Here is an 18,474-nt window from a genome sequence, read left to right as displayed (position 1 = left end):
AATTTCGTTTAGAGCCTAGGTAGGATATTTGTAAACAGACCGAATAATTTATAGTTGACTCATTTGAATCAAATATATCGGAATTTGATTGTATGTGAAACGAAAATGAATTTTCAAAGGAAGTACAGTAAAACTACCTATTTCCAAATTGTCCAATAATCGATAATGGGCAAAATAGCTTTATACTATCCTTTTTAAAGGTATTTTTCAGCTTTACACCCCATTATTTTAATACTCTTAAAAACAAATACTTATCGTTTTATTTAAAATAATATTGCATTTTTTTATCAAATCCCTTGTAGATAAAGAAAAAAGCTGTAAATTTGCATCACCAAAATAAAACAGACCCATGGTGTAACGGTAGCACTCTGGTTTTTGGTACCATCAGTTGGGGTTCGAATCCCTGTGGGTCTACAAACCATCCTTTTTAAGGGTGGTTTTTTTGTTTAAAAAAGGTACAAAAAAAAGGATAGATAAAAATCCATCCTTTATATAATCTTAAGCTACTCTATTTGAGAGTTCCTAATTTTTAGGTTTATACAACATATACATCACAAACAGAAAGGCTACCCATATTGGAATTAAAATCACCTGAATTTCCATTCCTGTAATACTCATCAATACCAAAATAGCCACTAAAAACAGAATACAGATATAATTGGATATTGGATAGAATATAGAAGGAAATTTTGTTTTCTCTCCTGCTGCAATTTTACTTCTTCTGAACATTAAATGGGTATAGCAGATCATTAGCCAATTGATAATTAACGTAGAAACCACTAAAGCCATTAAATATTCAAATGCTTTTTCCGGAGCAAATTTATTTATTAAAATACAGATTCCCGCAAAGCAAGAAGAAATAAGAATCGCGTTAATAGGTACGTGGTTTTTATTTAATTTCTGTAAAAACTTCGGTGCATTTCCTTGTTGTGCCAATCCGAAAAGCATTCTGCTATTACTGTAAACACTGCTGTTATATACAGATAAAGCCGCTGTTAATACAATTATATTAAGAATATTAGCAATCAGTATATTAAATTGAATTACTTTTCCAAACATCGTAAACTCCAACCCGTTCAGGTTTTGGAAAACCATTACAAACGGACTTGACCCTTCTGTAATCTCTCTCCACGGACTCAATGAGAATAAAATAATCAACGCTCCTACATAGAAAATCAAGATTCTATAAATTACCTGATTCGTCGCTTTAGGAATTGTTTTCTCAGGACTTTTAGCTTCTGCAGCCGTAATTCCGATCAATTCTAATCCACCAAAAGAAAACATGATCATCGCCATTGCTGCAAAGAGTCCTGAATATCCTTTTTCACTGTGATTGAATAATCCTTTTGGGAAAAAACCACCATCATTCCATAAATTCGTCACACTTGCACTACTCCCTCCAGTTCCACTTATCAATAAGTAAATACCGAAGATGATCATCGCAATAATAGCAACTACCTTTATAATTGAAAACCAGAATTCGGTTTCCCCATATACTTTTACTGAAGCTAGATTCAAAGCATTAATTAAGATAAAAAAGAATAAACTCGAAACCCAAAGTGGGATATCAGGCCACCAAAAATGAATGTAATGCCCAATGGCGGTAAGCTCGGCCATACTTACCAAGATATAAAGAATCCAATAATTCCAACCGGATGCAAATCCCGGAAATTTACCCCAATACTTATAAGCGAAATAACTAAAACTACCCGAAACAGGTTCCTGAACAACCATTTCTCCCAATTGGCGCATAATAAAGAAGGCAATAATTCCTGCCAACGCATATCCTAAAATCACGGATGGGCCCGCTAAAACGGCTGCCGGACCAATTCCAAGAAACAATCCTGTCCCTATAGCGCCTCCAAGGGCAATTAATTGAATGTGTCGATTGGTTAGTCCTCTAACCAAGGTCCCGTTTTGCTCGGTTTTCTGCTCGTCGCTCATAGAATAATTTAATTGCCTAAATATATAAAAACTTCAAGAATCCACCCTCTCTAAAACAAAGTTGAATGATTCTTGTAGGTATTATTGATACGAGATGAATATTTTGCCCTCATAAAATAAATCATAGTTTTATTTTATACTGTATAAATTCAAGTAAAATCTTATTTTTATAAAGCGTAATCATAAAAAATAGATGGGCTAAGAAATACAGCACATTTAAAACTTTTTTTATTAATTAGTAAAAAAAAAACACTGTTTAACAATCACTTAGATCAAATCATAATTATGTAGTATCTTATGAAAACAATTATTAAAAATTACCTATCAATATTCCTTTTACTTCTGTTAATAGGGATGACAAACGCAGTAAAGGCTCAGGAAAAATATACCGCACCAGGAACTAAATTCAATTTAACGCCCTTTACGCTCCAACTTCCTCTTGCGCAAAATAACAGCATCACGCAAAAGAAAGGAGAAGAACTAGCCAAGTACAGTTCCAATTATTTCTACCTGGATCCCAAAGACCAAAGCATGCATCTATTTTGTACATCGGATGGAACAACTACCAAAGGTTCTCACTTTCCAAGAACGGAATTGCGTGAAATCAATGAATGGCATTTCGCCGGACAGCATGAAATGTCTGTAAAACTAGCGGTATTGCAACAACCCAGCACCGGAAAAATCATTATCGGACAAATACATGGGCATACCAAAGGAACTGAAGCCGCTAAATTATGGTGGAATAATGGAGATCTACAAATAGGTTTCAAAAAAGAAGTGAATGACAAAGAGCAACGCTTTACATTATTGAAAAATGTACCCTTGAACCAAGTTTTTAGCTACACGATTTCACAATCTGATCATATGGTAACTGTTACAGTCAATGATCAATCTCAGACATTTACTTTTGGAGACAGCTGGAATCCTGAACCTGTATATTTTAAAGTGGGTAATTATTTACAGGATAATTCAAAACCTGTAACCTCCGGGCTTGTAGCAGTGCATAGTGTTACGATTAAATAGAAAAGATAAGCAGATAGTAGATTTACAATCAAAGTATTGATTCAATCTATTTTTACCCTTAAAAAACAAAAGAAACCTCTAGTTCAGAGGCTTCTTTTTATATATCATTTGATTAAAGAATGCTTATTTGCTTTTTCTCAAATCATCAATTTCGTCCTGCAATAATTTTATTTTAGCTTTTAACTCATCACTTACCTTCGCCGGGAAATTTTTCAATTTTCTCAAATCAAACGCCAACAATATGGAAGAAACACCAATGAAGATAAAAGAAATACCCGTTAATGTAACCAAAGAAAAGCCTGTGAATATCGGGTTAAACAAAAGCAATAAAGAAAATATAATACCTCCAGCACTCGTTAATGCTACATTTCCCCAACTTGCTATTTTGTGACTTCTTAAATCAAAAGCAAACCCTAATAACTGCAACGAACGAAAAAGCAACGTAATTCCTATCACAAAAGGTAAAACAACCATTGAAATCTGAGGATTACCCACCAAATACAATCCAATTGCTGCGGTAAGCAATCCGCTCACCAAGAACCAACCCCATCCTTGCAGAGATTTCCTGTTCTGCAGTGAAAAGAAAATTTCTGTAATTCCTGAAATTAAAAATGAAATACTGAAAATAAAAGATAGCGTTACATAAACAGCAAGAGGAACCGTAAACACATATACACCACACAGAAGGAAAATAATTCCAAAGATTAATGGAATATACCAGTGTTTAACCGTGTTTGTAAGGGATTGAAATAAATTTGACATACTAATTTGATTTTTTTAATGATGCCTACTTTGTTATGCGGTTTTCGGCTTGTCCGCTGAAATATCAAACAGACCAGATCTGTAATTTTCACGAATACATGAAATATGTACCGTTACCAATTTACAGAAAATACCAGAAAAAATAATCAAAATATCAAATGAATAATATAAAGATGTACAAAACTCATCTATTTTTCCTCCATTATAAATGCTCTTCTGGAATAGAAATATTATTTTGCTTCATATATTGTAGAAGCTCGTGGTATTTATCTTCAAAATCACCTGTTCCGCATTTGTGAGAAATACTACAGATATCAGAAGGTTTTATGTCTAAAATACCTGAAATTTTGTTTAAAATATCAAGATTGATCTTCACTTTAGAATTTTCAATATCGGAATAGGCTTTTTGCGAAATCCCCATTTCAAAAGCCATGTATTCTTGAGTAAAATCTTTACTCCTTCTAATCTTTCTAATGTTTTGTCCACATATCTTCATCATTTCTGTTTTAGTAGTTTTCGGTATATTTTAGAAGTTTATCTAATAGCCTCAAACAAAGTTAATAAATACCTTTGGCAAAACATTATTCACGCTATATGATATTTATTTCATCATAAAATTTGGTTTAAAAATTCACTCAATAAAACCATAAGAAAGAAAAAATATCACTTCAGTACACACAATTGGAATTATGGAGACGCAAAGATTTAATTATGACAATAATATTGTCAGAGCATTCTTGTATGCTACTATTGTATTTGGTTTGGTCGGATTTTTACTCGGTCTTACTGCCGCTTTAATGCTTTTCTACCCAGAATTACCTGAGTTCTTATTCGGAACAGATGATACCACTATTAAAAGTTTGGCTTCAGGAAATATTCAAGGCTTGATTAATACACAAGGTGCCATGGGATTTGGAAGAATAAGAATGCTGCATACCAGTGCTGTGATCTTTGCTTTTGTCTGTAACTCATTCTTTTGTGGAGCGTATTACAGCATGCAAAGATTATTAAAAACAAGAATGTACAGCGATACCCTATCTTGGTTACATTTCTGGTCTTGGCAAATAATGATCGTAGCGGTGGTGATTACCTTTTTAATGGGAATTAATACTTCTAAAGAATATGCAGAACACGAATGGCCTATTGATATATTAATCGCCTTCTCATGGATCATCTTCGGGATCAACATGTTTGGAACGATTGCGAAAAGAAGAGTAAGACATTTGTATGTTGCCATTTGGTTCTATATTGCAACCTGGATTGCCGTGGCAATGCTCCATATATTTAATAATCTTGAAGTTCCGTTATCCTTCACAAGCTGGAAATCATATTCTGTGTATGCAGGAGTAAAAGATGCCTTGGTTCAGTGGTGGTATGGTCACAATGCGGTTGCATTCGTATTAACGACTCCGGTTTTAGGTTTGATGTATTATTTTATGCCGAAAGCTGCCGAAAGACCTGTTTTCTCATATAAACTGTCTATTATCCACTTTTGGTCGTTGATCTTTGTGTATTTATGGGCAGGTCCGCATCACCTTCAATATACCGCTTTACCGGCTTGGGCTCAGGCGGTGGGAACAGGTTTCTCTATCATGCTGATTGCTCCATCCTGGGGAGGAATGCTGAACGGACTTTTAACTTTAAGAGGCGCGTGGGATAAAGTAAGAGAAAATCCTATCCTTAAGTTCTTCGTTGTAGCCGTTACCTGTTATGGGATGGCCACTTTTGAAGGTCCACTTTTAGCAACCAAATCATTAAATAAAATAGGACATTATACAGACTGGGTTATTGGTCACGTTCACTTAGGCGCCCTTGGATGGAATGGTTTTATGGCCTTCGGAGTAATCTATTATTTGATTCCAGTAATGTGGAGAACCCAACTTTGGTCTAAAAAATTAGCCAACTGGCACTTTTGGTTGGGAACGTTAGGAATTATTTTCTACGCTGTCCCGATGTATATTTCAGGATTTACGCAAGGATTAATGTGGAAACAATTCAACCCGGACGGAACCTTATTATGGAAAAACTGGTTGGATACTGTCACCGCCATTATTCCTTACTTTAAAATGAGATTTGTAGGAGGACTGCTTTATCTTTCAGGAGCCATCTTAATGGTTGTGAATGTTATTAAAACAATTAAAGCCGGCTCGTTCCAAAAAAATGTACCTGCAGAAGCACCTGCTTTAGCCCATATCGGCAGCAGCAGAAAAGAAGGCGAAGGCGCGCATCTTTGGCTGGAAAGAACACCAAAATTATTATCTATACTAGCTTTTGTAGTGATTTCAATTGGAGGATTGATAGAAATAGTCCCTACTCTATCTCTTAAACAAAGCGTTCCGGAAATTACCGCCGTAAAACCTTATTCACCTTTAGAGTTGGAAGGAAGAGACTTGTACATCCGTGAAGGTTGTAACTCATGTCACTCACAAATGATAAGACCTTTCCGTGATGAAGTGATGAGGTTTGACGGTAAAAACGGGCAATATTCAAAAGCCGGAGAATTCGTTTATGACCGACCATTTTTATGGGGATCAAAAAGAACCGGACCCGATTTACACAGAGAAGGAGAAAGAAATCCGGATTCATGGCACTTTAAACACATGTATAACCCAAGAATTACTTCTGCAGGTTCTATTATGCCGCGTTTCCCTTGGCTGATCACCAATAAGCTTGATCGTTCTCAAATGGTGGATAAAATGAAATTAATGAAAAACAGTTTTGATGTTCCGTATACAAAAGCTCAAATAGATTCTGCAGGAAAATGGGCCAATAACCAATCCAAAGCTATTGTTAAAAGAATTTATTCTGAAGCTACTGATGTAAGAGATCAGGTAGAAAAAGATCAAGCACTCAAGGGAACTTCATTTGTTCCGCTTGAACAGCGAGAAATTATAGCTATGATCGCCTATCTGCAAAGATTAGGAACCGATATCAAGACCACAGAGATCAAAACGGCAAGCATAGAGTAATCATTAAATTTTATTACAATGAAAACGAGAACCCCCATTTCAATATACATTGCTGCAACAATTGGATTAACGATCATGGCATTCGAAATGTTTGCTCAAGATTCAGAATACCTTACCTCACCTTTTTTCTGGGCGTTGATATTGATCACGACGATTTTACTTCTCATCATGAATTCCGTTGGAGATCTGGTGGAAAATGAAAGATTCAGCAGATTATCTGCAGAAGAGAAAAGAGAATATTTGCGTGAAAAGAGTATTCCTTATTATCAGAAGCTTTGGAATTCGGCCTTTAAAAAGCAATCTGCAACCGAAGAAAAAGATATTTTGATAGACCATGGTTTTGATGGCATCACAGAGCTTGATAATTCTTTACCCAAATGGTGGATCGGTTTATTCTGGTTCGGATGTGTTTTCTGCGTCGTCTATTTATTTGCTTTTGCTTTCACAGATTATGCACACCCAGAAGCTGAACTAAACAAAGAGACCAAAACCATGTTGGCATCCATCACCGAATATGAAAAAACAGCTCCACAAATCACTTTGGAAACCGCAAAATACAGTGCAGACAACATTGCAGAAGGAGAACAACTGTTTAAAACCAACTGCGTAACCTGCCATTCAGAAGGTGGAAAAGGAGGAATCGGGCCTAATCTTACCGACAGCCACTGGATCAACATTAAAGAAAAAAGTTTATTTAAAAACGTATTCTGGATGCTTGAAAACGGATCTCCCAACAATCCTACCATGAGGCCTTTCATTAAAGAAGGAACCATCACAGGAAGAGATGCCGAAAAAATTGCAGCCTATGTTTACCATATTAATCAGGAAACAACCCCCATTACGGAAGCTCAGGGAGGCGCCTCACCTCAGGGAGAAGAAGTAAAATGGGAAAATACAAACGAATAAAATTTATTATCTCAAACCTGCCTTAAGGTATGCCCCCTTTTGAAACCTAATTTGATATTCATTTTTGCACAACCTTTTCAAAAGTAAACAATGAGAAAAAAGGGGGCTTTTAAAAATCAACTCAAATCCACGCTTTGGCTGTTCTTATCAACTAATTCACTTCGCTAACTAGACTAAATTCCATAATAGGCAGTCAAGGCAGGATTTTTGCACTCTGAAAGTGGTACCACAACATAGAAATTTAATATTCATTGAAAAATGATTTATTATCTTTGTTACAAAATCACTCCACATTTGAAACAAAAATTTAATACAAAAAAGATCCTAAAGCGTATTGCAATAACCTTTATTTCAATATTGGTTTTGCTCACTCTGCTTATATTCAGCTTAAGGCTACCAGCCGTCCAGAACTTTATCAAAGACAAACTGGTCGTCTATCTTGAGAAAAAAATCAAAACAAAAGTGAGCCTCGAAAAGGTTTATATAGGGTTTCCAAACAGTCTTGTTATGGAAAATTTGTATTTAAAAGGCCAGAATATCGATACCCTTCTTGCCGTAAAAAAACTGGATGTAGGTTTAAATATGCTTAAACTTATCAATTCCACCGCAGATATTACATCTGTAGATCTGGAAGGCGTTCGCGCAAATGTGGTAAGAAAACCGGATGGAAAATTCAACTTCGATTATATTATTGATGCTTTTGCAACAACAGATAAAGAAGAAAGCCCGTCTAAACCGTTTATTATTTCTCTTGATAAAATCAATTTAAAAGATATTGGAGTTACTTTTAATGATCAACAATCGAGAAATGATATTAAACTTTATTTCAAATCTTTTGACACAAGGGTTAAAACTTTTGATTTAACTAAAAATACATACGCCGTTAATGACATTAATCTTGACGGATTAAAGTTAAAACTTAAGCAGGATCTTGTAAAAGAAGTTGCCAAAAAAGTAGAGAAAAAAGTGGATTCTCTCAACAATCAAAAACCGATGAACATTGGTTTAAGAGGAATTAAGCTAACCAATTTCGACATTGACTACGGAGATGATAATACCAAAACATTTGCAAAAGTTTTATTTAAAGAATTAAGCACAAAAGTCAACAAGCTTGATCTAGAGAACAATGCTTATAATGTAGGAAATGTATTCCTTTCCGGAGCTGACGTTAATGCCAATTTATATCTTCCGGCACAAAATGCCAATCCAAAAAACACTAAAGAATCCGAACCTTCAACCAATTCCGACAAAGAAAAAGCAATGAAACTGCTTTTAGGAAAACTGGTATTGAATGACGTAAAAGTAGCCTACAACAACACCGCCATCGCTCCTACAAAACAGGGAATGGATTTCAACCACATGAATTTTTCAAAAATGAATGTAGAAGTCCGAAGCTTTAAGATGGAGAATAATACTTTTGCAGGAACTGTAAATTCAGCAGAAATTCAGGAAGCAAGAGGATTGGATATTCAAAAATTCAATACCGATTTTGTATATGGAGAAAAAGAAGCTTACCTGAAAGATCTTTATTTACAAACTCCGAAAACATTGATTAGAGATGAGGTTATTTTAAATTATAACTCCATCGAACAATTAAGTTCAAACCCTGGAGCAATACAAATTTCAGCGAATATTAAAGATTCTAAAATTGGATTTTCTGATATCCTTAATTTGGTTCCTACTTTAAAAAATACGGTTCCATTCAATAAATATCCAAATGCGATATTGAGTGTAAATGCCAATGTAAAAGGAATTGTAAATGATTTATTGATCAAAGATATGAAAGTTTCAGGACTAGATCAATTACGCGTTGCCGCATCTGGAAGAATTAAAAATGCAATGAATCCTAACAATTTGTATTATGATTTAAAAATTGCAGAGTTTTCTTCATCCGCAAAAACAATCTTTAATTTAGTTCCGAAGAATACCATTCCTTCAAATATTTCTTTGCCTTCTAATTTCAGTATAAAAGGGACGGCAAAAGGTTCTACAACAGTCGTAGACACCAACCTCAATTTGTATTCTACCCTTGGAAATGCCGCAATTATTGCGAAGGTGGATATGCGAAGAAAAAATCATGAACTTTATGATGTAAAAGCTAATCTTCAAGGTTTACAGATTGGGAAGCTCATTCAGAATAAAGATATCGGATCTATCACTGCTCAGATTTCTGCAAAAGGAGAAAGCTTCGATTTCAAAAATGCAAATGCTGATTTAAAAGGTCACGTTGCATCGGCTACTTATAAAGGATACCGCTATCAAAACATGGATCTTACAGGAAAGATCAACCGTGGAGCTTATAATATCGTTTTAAACTCGAAAGATCCGAATGCCAATCTACAACTAACTGCATCCGGAGTATACGATGAGAAAAATCCTACGGTAAAAGTAAACGGAGAGATTATTAAGCTAGACTTAAACAAGCTTGGTTTCTATGATAAACAAATGATCATCGGAGGAAAAATTGATGGAGATTTCACCAGTCTTGATCCTGATAATTTAAATGGATATTTAAATCTTCAAAACTTTGCTTTCTCTGATACAAAAGAAGTATACCCTCTTCAGGAAGTTAATTTAAAAGCTTCTTCAAGCAATGATTCTACAAAAATTATGTTCAACTCACAGATTGCTGATGTTGAATTAAACGGAAAATATAAACTTACCCAGATCTTTGGATCTTTAGCGCAAACTATTAATCAATATTATCAGTTTCAGAAACCGGATAAGACTCAAAAAATTGATGCAGGACAACACTTTACATTTAATGCTAAAATTAAAAATGATGATCTGATCAGAAAATTTGTTCCGGATCTAAAAAGCTTTGAAACGATCAACTTAGTTGGAAATTATGATGCTGATTCTCAAAAAATTGAAATCAACGGACAAATTCCACAATTGCTGTATGGTGAAAATACCATTGAAAATGCTGCATTAAAAGTGACCAATGAAAATCAGGCTTTGCAATATGATTTCAGTGTAGCTGCTTTAAAAAGTTCAAGTTTAGCCTTAAACAAAGTGAATATCAACGGAGATGTTGCCAACAATATCATCAACTATAACATCACTACAAAAGACGAAAAAGATGTCACCCAGTTCCTGATCGCCGGAAATGCAAAATCATTGAATGACATTACAGAAGTGTCCTTAAACTCGAATGGTTTAAAATTAAATTACAGCGACTGGACCGTTGGAGAAGGCAATAAGATTCAAATAAGTGATAAAGGGATTTTAGCAGATAATTTCAGACTTTCCCATAAAGGAAGTGAAATTTTACTGCAATCGGAAACCCAATCTCCGAACAGTCCTTTAAATGTTTCATTGAAAGATTTCAAAATAGAAACCATTACTGAGATCATTAAAAAAGATTCCGTTTTAGCAAAAGGAACCATCAATGGAACGGCTCAGCTTCGAGATCTCACAAAAAATATGACCTTCACGTCAGATCTTACTGTTTCAGATTTGTTTGTGTACGGAAATGCGATTGGAAATCTTGCAGTGAAAGTCAACAATACCTCACCGAATCTTTTAAATGCTGACATTGCCCTTTCCGGAAATAATAACGATGTGACCATCTTGGGAGACTACAATACGTCTTCAAGCACATTTGATCTGAATATGGCCATCAATAAGCTTCAAATGAAATCTGTACAAGGATTCTCTATGAATTCCATTACCAATACTGAAGGATACCTTTCAGGAAATCTGAAAATTACAGGAAATACAGACAAACCTAATATTTTAGGAAAAGTAAAATTCAATGACGTTGGTTTAGAGATTGCAAAAACAGGAAGTGATTTCAGAAAATTAAATGATCAGATCGACTTTACGAGCAGAGGAATTGAATTTGATAAGTTTAAAATAAATGATAAGGACGGAAATGCTCTTGTGATTAACGGAGAAGTTCTTACTCAAAATTATAAAGATTATGCCTTCAATCTTGATTTAAATGCGAAGAAATTCAAAGTAGTAAACTCAGAAAAATCCAATGATGCCATGATGTATGGAATTCTGGCGATTGATGCTGCATTACATATTAGAGGAAACTTAGACCTTCCAAAAGTAGACGGAACATTAGCCGTTTCTGATAATACCGATTTCTCTTTTGTTCTTCCGCAAACCAGTCCGTCATTACAGGAAAGAGATGGGATTGTAGAGTTTATTGATCAGGATCAGGTGGTCTTAAACAAAACCATAAAAACAGATTCTCTGAAAGCCCAAAACCGCATCAAAGGGATGGATGTAAGTGTGAATATTGAAGTAAGCAAAGAAGCTAAAATGTCGATTATCATTGATAAAGCGAATGGTGATTTTGTAAAACTTCAGGGAGAGGCAGAATTAACAGGAGGAGTTGATCCATCAGGAAAAATGACGCTTGTCGGCGTTTATGAAGTAGAAAAAGGAGCTTATGAACTTTCTGTAAGTCTTCTGAAACGTAAATTCGACATCCAAAAAGGAAGTACGATTACCTGGACAGGAGAGCCTACCTCAGGAATTATGGATATTACGGCCGTTTATAAAACAAGTGCAGCCCCTATTGATCTTGTTGAGCAACAGATAACGAGTGATAGCGAAATAAATCTATATAAACAGAAAATACCTTTCAATACGCTATTAGTAATGAAAGGTGAACTTTTAAAACCCCAGATTAGTTTTGACATTACTACGGATGATAAAAATAATGCAGTATCATCAACGGTAACAGATTTAGTAAATGCAAAACTTACTCAGCTTAGAACTGAAGAATCTGAATTAAATAAACAAGTTTTTGCCCTTCTTCTTCTTAATCGTTTCATTGGAGAAAATCCTTTTAAATCAAGTGCAGGAGTATCAGGTGAAACAATGGCAAGACAGAGTGTGAGTAGCCTTTTGTCTCAACAATTAAACAATCTTGCCTCAGGTTTAATCAAAGGAGTTGATATCGATTTGGGACTTAATTCATCTGAAGATTATTCAAGCGGACAAAAAAATACAAGAACAGATCTTAATGTAGGGGTTAGTAAAAGATTACTGAATGACCGTCTAAAAGTTTCGGTGGGAAGTAATTTCGCATTGGAAGGTCAGGCCCGTGAAAATGAAAACACTACCAATATTGCAGGAAATGTGACGGTAGATTACAGCCTTTCAAAAGACGGAAGATATATGCTTCGTGCCTATCGTAAAGATGAATATCAGGTAACCCTTCAAGGGCAGATTATAGAAACAGGAGTCGGTTTTGTGATCACTTTAGACTATGATAAATTCCGTGAGATCTTCCAAAAAAATCAAAAGGAAAGACGTAAAAAAGAAAACAAGAATAACCTAGTGGTAGAATTTAAATAATGAAAAGTAAATTGAATAGATATTATAAATATTTGCTCGCTTCGGGATTTGCTGCGGTTACTCTTTCGTGTAGTAATACAAAGTTTCTGAAGGAAGGGCAAATGCTTTACACCGGCGGAGCAGTAAAAATAGAAAATGATACGATCTCCAAAAAAGATAAAAATGAACTTCAAGCTGCTTTGGAAGAGAATTTGGTTCCTAAACCTAACTCAACCATCTTAGGATTACGTCCCAAATTATATTTTTATAACATAGCCAAAGAACCAAAAAAAGACAAAGGTTTTAATTATTGGTTGAAATATAAGATAGGCGAAAAACCTGTTTTATTAGGAGATGTAGATCGTGAATTCAACAAAAAAATCATTGAAAATTATTCTGAAAACAAAGGATATTTTAATGCAAAAGCAACATACGATACCGTTTCTAAAAATAAAAAAGCACAGGTAATTTATAAGCTGAGACCGGGCGCAAGATATTTAATCAGCAATGTAAAGTTTCAAAAAGATTCTTCTCTTATCAATAAAGAAATTCAAACTTTTACGGATAAAACATTCTTAAAATCTGGAAATCCATTTGATCTTGATGTTATTAAAAGTGAAAGAGACCGTATTGATACGGGCTTAAAAGAAAGAGGTTTTTATTATTTCAGTCCGGATAATATTATTGTTCAGGCAGACAGTACCGTGAGCAAAGGGCATAAAGTTGAATTGAATGTAAAACTAAAAGAAGACACGCCAGATCTTGCGACCGAACAATTCACCATTAATAATGTTATTGTTTTCCCTACTTACAATATTCAGGATGTAAAGCAAGGGAAATATAAAGTTCCAATGGATGTAGATTCACTTTCAAAATATGCCTATGACAATATCTACGTCATCGATCCTCAACATAAATTTAAGCAAAAGATTTTCGACAGAGCATTATACTTTAAGAAAGGAGATCTGTACAACCGTTCCAATCACAATTTATCTCTAAACCGATTGATTAGTTTGGGTGTTTTCAAATTTGTAAAAAATGAATTTGTTCTTTCAGACTCTTTAAATCATAAATTTGATGCCTATTATTTACTGACCCCAAGGCAAATTCAATCTCTAAGACTGGAAGCTTTAGGAAGAACCAACTCTGCAAATTACGCAGGTAGTGAATTGAACCTCAACTGGACGCATAGAAACTTCTTTAAAGGAGCTGAGCAGTTTAAAGCAGCTGTGTACGGTGCCTTTGACGTACAAATGGGAGGTCAGGAAAATGCAAAAAATATTTTCCGTGCGGGAGCCAATGTGCAACTTTCTATCCCAAGAATTGTAGCGCCTTTCCGTTTCAATTCTTCAAGTGCCTTTGTTCCACGAACGAATATAACATTGGGATACGAATTACTGAACCGTACAGAATATTATAAACTCAATAATTTTAATGCATCATTCGGATATGTCTGGAAAGAGAATGCCAAAAAAGAACATGAGCTAAAGGTAATGGATATTACTTTAGTTTCTCCTGCGAATGTGACCGAGGCATTTTATGCACAAGCGACAACTCCTGCTGCACTAAGAGTAGTTGAGGAACAACTTATTTTCGGACCTACTTATAGCTATACCTACACCAATACCATGCTTCCGAGAACCAATACATTTTACTATAAAGGTACCTTGGATCTGGCAGGAAATATTACTGGTTTGGTAACCGGTGCTAATGCCAAAAAAGATAAGCAAAAAGAAATTTTCGGAATTCCATTCAGTCAATATGCTAAAATTGAAAATGACGTAAGATTCTACCATAAATTCACTGAGAAAAGTTCATTTGCAACTAGATTTATTGGAGGCGTTGCCTATCCGTATGGAAATTCAGAATTTATCCCTTTTTCTAAACAGTTTTTCTCAGGAGGAAGTAATAGTATTCGTGCTTTTCGTGCCAGAACATTCGGTCCAGGAAGTTATGATCCTCGAACTCAAGATCCTAATTTCATACTTGATCAATCAGGAGATATTAAGTTAGAATTAAATGCTGAATACCGTGCTAATCTTTATAAATTTTTGAATGTAGCCGCTTTTGTTGATGCCGGAAATGTCTGGCTAATGCACGATGATCCCGATAGACCGGGAGCTAAATTCTCAAAAAATTTCTTAAACGAAATTGCTGTGGGAGCCGGAGTTGGTCTAAGACTTGATTTCTCTATTCTGATTTTAAGATTAGATCTGGCTATGCCATTGAGAATTCCTTATTATCCAAAAGGAGACCGATGGACATTTAACGAAATCGATTTCGGAAATGCAGCTTGGAGAAAAGACAATCTTATTCTGAATATAGCAATCGGATATCCTTTTTAAATTTCTGATTTTTAATATTGATTTATTTAAACACAATTGTATGGTAAAAAACGCAAAATTTTTCTGGGAAGTTTTAAAAGAAACTTTCAATGAATGGAGTAGCTCCAACGCATCAAGAGATTCTGCGAGTCTTGCCTATTATGCTATATTTTCCATTCCAGGTTTATTGATTATTATTATTTGGATCGCAGGTAATTTTTTCGGTGAAGAAGCTATTCGTGGAGAGATTAGTCATCAAATCAGCGGCATCATGGGAGCTGAAGTCTCCAAGAGTGTAGAAAGTATGATTGCCGGAGCTTTGATCGACAAACAAAATATTTTCATGAAAATTGTGGGAATAGGATCTTTGGTTTTTGGTTCCACTACCCTATTTTTCCAACTTCAACATTCCCTGAACAGCCTTTGGGACGTACAGTCTGCTCCTAAAAAAGCGTTAATTAAATTTTTATTAGACAGAGCCAATTCATTAGGAATGATTCTTATGATCGGCTTTTTATTAATGATCACCATGATCTTATCTTCATTGATCAGTGTTTTCAATGGGATCATTACTAAATATTTCGGATTTGAAACTTATTTACTCGTAGAGTTGGTGAATTTTGGAATCGGTTTTGGGCTTGTCATGCTGTTGTTTGCATTAATGTTTAAATTTCTTCCTGATGTACAAATCAGCTGGAGACCTGTTTGGAAAGGTGCTTTTTTAACCACCCTATTATTTACATTAGGTAAATTTTTATTGAGTCTTTATTTCGGAAACTTCAAACCTACTTCCGCTTTTGGAACCGCAGGAACCGTAATATTAATTATGATGTGGATTAATTATTCCTGTATGCTTGTCTTCTTCGGAGCCGAATTTACCAAGGTATATACTTATAAGAAAGGATATAAAATTATTCCTTCAAAACATGCCAAATGGAGTGCCGCAAAACTCTATGAAGAAAAAAATAAAGATCAGAATCCTGAAGTCTGATTTTTTAAATCTATAAAAAAGCCTCTTGATATTTTCAAGAGGCTTTCATTTTTTACATTCTGTTTACCGTTCCTATTCCCAGTAATCCTAATGATTTTTGTATTGTTTTTGCCGATAAATCTGATAGATTCAAACGGAATTGTCTTAGATTTTCATCCTCCAGTTTTAAAATCGGAGTGCTTTGATTTTGATAGAATGAATTATAAGATTTCACCAAATCATATACATAATTAGCAACCAATGCAGGGCTTAATGCCTCCGCTGCTTTTTCTACTATGTTTTTATAGTTAGCCAATAATACAATCAATTCTTTTTCAAATTGGTTGGCATCTACAGCAACAACTTCTTGATATTCATAGTTCGCTTTTGCCAATAAAGACTGAATACGCGCATAAGTATATTGAATAAACGGTCCTGTATTTCCGTTAAACTCGATACTTTCTTCCGGATTAAATAACATCTTCTTTTTAGGATCAACCTTAAGCATGAAATATTTCAACGCGCCCATCCCTATGGTTTCATAAGAAGCTTTTCTCTCTTCTTCTGCAAGCTCTTCAAGTCTTCCAATTTCTTTTGCTTTTGCTTCTGCTGTGTCATACATTTCCTGCATTAACTCATCTGCATCTACAACCGTTCCTTCACGAGATTTCATTTTTCCATTGGGAAGTTCCACCATTCCGTAAGACAGGTGAAATAATTGGTCTGCCCAAGCAAATCCTAGTTTACCTAACACCTTAAATAAAACTTGGAAGTGATAATCCTGCTCGTTTCCTACGGTATAAATTAATTTCTGGATATTATTTTGTTTGAAACGTTCTACTGCCGTTCCTAAATCCTGTGTCATATACACCGAGGTTCCGTCTGAACGCAACAATAGTTTATGATCTAACCCTTCATCCGTCAAATCACACCAAACAGAACCATCTTCTTTTTGGTACAATACTCCTTTTTCCAAACCATCCTGAATAAGGTCTTTCCCTAAAATATAGGTATTGCTTTCATACTGAACCTGATCGAAATCAACGCCTAATCTTTTGTATGTTTCACTAAAACCTTCATACACCCAAGAGTTCATTTCATTCCAAAGATTTCTTACCTTTTCATCGCCTTTCTCCCAATCTAAAAGCATTTGCTGAGCTTCTTTCATAATTTCAGAAGCTGGTTTACAAATTTCTTTTAGATTTGATTTTTCGATCTCAAGCTTATCTTCAACATCTAATACATCTTTAAATAAATTGATAAATATTTTTGATTCTTTTTTTACTAATTCCAATTCGGCTTCATCTGAAATATTTTCCTCTACTCTTTTTGGAACTCCAGCAATTAATAAATTATCATCTAAGCTGATTTCAAGTTGATTTTTAAATTGCTCATGTAATATTGATAGCTCCTCAAAATTTACAGTATTAAGCAATTCCTTTTTCTTACTATCAAGAAGATCAATTTTTTCATTTAAAGCTTGAACTTCTGCTTTTTTACTTGTATCAAAATTGTCAAACTTATTTATTCTAAAATCATTAAAAATAATATTTGTCTGTCTTTTTAATTCCTTATCAAATTCCACATAATATTTTCCAACAAAATGATCGCCTTTTGTATGGGTAGCCTCAGGAGTCTCTCCCTTACCAAACTTCTCCCAAGCCAACATCGACTTACAAATATGAATTCCTCTATCGTTGATAATTTGAGACTTAATCACATCATATCCAGCTTCCTTAAGAATCTGAGCAACAGAAAAACCTAATAAATTATTTCTTACGTGCCCTAAGTGCAAAGGCTTATTGGTATTTGGAGAAGAATATTCTACCATTACCGTAGCATCCTTCTTTTCTATTGTTGAGAAACCTTCTGTTACCGATCTAAATTGATCTACAAAGAATTGATTTTTAACTTTAACATTAAGGAACCCTTTAACCACATTAAAACTTTCCAATAATTCTGTTTGTGTTGTTAAAGCATCCCCCAGCTCAACACCAATACTTTCAGGATTTTTCTTCAACTGCTTTACCAATGGAAAAGTAACAATTGTAAAATCGCCTTCAAATTCAGTTTTATTTTCCTGAACTTCCAGCTTGATGTCTTTTAACTGATATACATTTAAAATAATCTCTGAAAGTTTCCCTTCTATTATATCTTTAATATTCATGTGTCCTATTTATTTTTTCATGGCTGTATAAAATAGCCGTATTTCGTCTCAAAATTTTGAAGTACAAATTTAGTGAAATAAAAAAGACTTCGTAAACGAAGTCTTTTAAAA

General features: G+C 34.6%; 10 protein-coding genes and 1 tRNA gene. 7 read left to right on the top strand and 4 right to left on the bottom strand.

Features of this window, described 5'->3' with window-relative positions; all coding sequences use genetic code 11:
* Positions 1-343 precede the first annotated feature (343 nt).
* Positions 344-414: transfer RNA gene (locus tag AMQ68_RS16470), tRNA-Gln, on the top strand.
* 108 nt (positions 415-522) lie between these two features.
* Here the strand turns inward: AMQ68_RS16470 and AMQ68_RS16465 are convergent.
* Positions 523-1,944 carry an amino acid permease gene (locus AMQ68_RS16465; RefSeq protein WP_054511702.1) on the bottom strand — a complete coding sequence of 474 codons (1,422 nt, stop codon included), beginning with the start codon at positions 1,942-1,944 and terminating at the stop codon, positions 523-525.
* Between the two features lie 297 nt (positions 1,945-2,241).
* On the opposite strand from AMQ68_RS16465, the gene AMQ68_RS16460 reads away from it, so the two are divergent.
* Positions 2,242-2,967, top strand: a complete 726-nt coding sequence (locus AMQ68_RS16460) for a polysaccharide lyase family 7 protein (protein WP_082384128.1) — start codon at positions 2,242-2,244, stop codon at positions 2,965-2,967.
* Between the two features lie 123 nt (positions 2,968-3,090).
* Here the strand turns inward: AMQ68_RS16460 and AMQ68_RS16455 are convergent, their stop codons facing one another.
* Entirely contained in the window at positions 3,091-3,729 is a 639-nt protein-coding gene (locus AMQ68_RS16455) for an HdeD family acid-resistance protein (protein ID WP_054511700.1), read from the bottom strand.
* A 202-nt stretch (positions 3,730-3,931) separates the two neighbouring features.
* Positions 3,932-4,228 (bottom strand): helix-turn-helix domain-containing protein, encoded by a 297-nt coding sequence (locus AMQ68_RS16450; RefSeq protein WP_241775159.1) that lies wholly within the window; start codon positions 4,226-4,228, stop codon positions 3,932-3,934.
* 190 nt (positions 4,229-4,418) lie between these two features.
* Here AMQ68_RS16450 and ccoN point away from each other — a divergent pair, with 190 nt between their 5' ends.
* The 5 genes from ccoN to AMQ68_RS16425 all read left to right on the top strand — a co-directional run bounded on the left by ccoN (position 4,419) and on the right by AMQ68_RS16425 (position 16,217).
* Entirely contained in the window at positions 4,419-6,698 is a 2,280-nt protein-coding gene (gene ccoN / locus AMQ68_RS16445; RefSeq protein WP_054511698.1) for a cytochrome-c oxidase, cbb3-type subunit I, read from the top strand.
* A gap of 18 nt (positions 6,699-6,716) precedes the next feature.
* A complete protein-coding gene (locus tag AMQ68_RS16440; RefSeq protein WP_054511697.1) occupies positions 6,717-7,604 on the top strand; it encodes a cbb3-type cytochrome c oxidase N-terminal domain-containing protein in 888 nt (295 codons plus the stop codon).
* A 294-nt stretch (positions 7,605-7,898) separates the two neighbouring features.
* Positions 7,899-12,923, top strand: a complete 5,025-nt coding sequence (locus tag AMQ68_RS16435) for a translocation/assembly module TamB (protein ID WP_082384137.1) — start codon at positions 7,899-7,901, stop codon at positions 12,921-12,923.
* Positions 12,923-15,247 carry a BamA/TamA family outer membrane protein gene (locus tag AMQ68_RS16430; protein ID WP_054511695.1) on the top strand — a complete coding sequence of 775 codons (2,325 nt, stop codon included), beginning with the start codon at positions 12,923-12,925 and terminating at the stop codon, positions 15,245-15,247. Before AMQ68_RS16435 ends, AMQ68_RS16430 begins: the two co-directional genes overlap by 1 nt.
* Positions 15,248-15,287: 40 nt before the next feature.
* Positions 15,288-16,217 (top strand): YihY/virulence factor BrkB family protein, encoded by a 930-nt coding sequence (locus AMQ68_RS16425; protein WP_054511694.1) that lies wholly within the window; start codon positions 15,288-15,290, stop codon positions 16,215-16,217.
* A 52-nt stretch (positions 16,218-16,269) separates the two neighbouring features.
* On the opposite strand, the gene argS is transcribed toward AMQ68_RS16425, so the two are convergent.
* Complete coding sequence (gene argS / locus AMQ68_RS24740) at positions 16,270-18,363, bottom strand: arginine--tRNA ligase (protein WP_071254871.1); 2,094 nt, start codon at positions 18,361-18,363, stop codon at positions 16,270-16,272.
* Positions 18,364-18,474 lie beyond the last annotated feature (111 nt).

Origin of the sequence: Chryseobacterium sp. ERMR1:04, assembly GCF_001297705.1 — a bacterium.
In the GTDB taxonomy this organism is placed as follows: domain Bacteria; phylum Bacteroidota; class Bacteroidia; order Flavobacteriales; family Weeksellaceae; genus Chryseobacterium.
The sequence above is the reverse complement of the archived record's forward strand: the minus strand, read 5'-3'. Positions and strand labels throughout refer to the sequence as shown.

Coding starts and splice junctions, on each gene's coding strand:
- AMQ68_RS16440 (WP_054511697.1), top strand. CDS start 6,717: ATGAAAACGAGAACCCCCATTTCAATATACATTGCTGCAACAATTGGA.
- argS (WP_071254871.1), bottom strand. CDS start 18,363: ATGAATATTAAAGATATAATAGAAGGGAAACTTTCAGAGATTATTTTA.
- ccoN (WP_054511698.1), top strand. CDS start 4,419: ATGGAGACGCAAAGATTTAATTATGACAATAATATTGTCAGAGCATTC.
- AMQ68_RS16430 (WP_054511695.1), top strand. CDS start 12,923: ATGAAAAGTAAATTGAATAGATATTATAAATATTTGCTCGCTTCGGGA.
- AMQ68_RS16425 (WP_054511694.1), top strand. CDS start 15,288: ATGGTAAAAAACGCAAAATTTTTCTGGGAAGTTTTAAAAGAAACTTTC.
- AMQ68_RS16450 (WP_241775159.1), bottom strand. CDS start 4,228: ATGATGAAGATATGTGGACAAAACATTAGAAAGATTAGAAGGAGTAAA.
- AMQ68_RS16455 (WP_054511700.1), bottom strand. CDS start 3,729: ATGTCAAATTTATTTCAATCCCTTACAAACACGGTTAAACACTGGTAT.
- AMQ68_RS16465 (WP_054511702.1), bottom strand. CDS start 1,944: ATGAGCGACGAGCAGAAAACCGAGCAAAACGGGACCTTGGTTAGAGGA.
- AMQ68_RS16460 (WP_082384128.1), top strand. CDS start 2,242: ATGAAAACAATTATTAAAAATTACCTATCAATATTCCTTTTACTTCTG.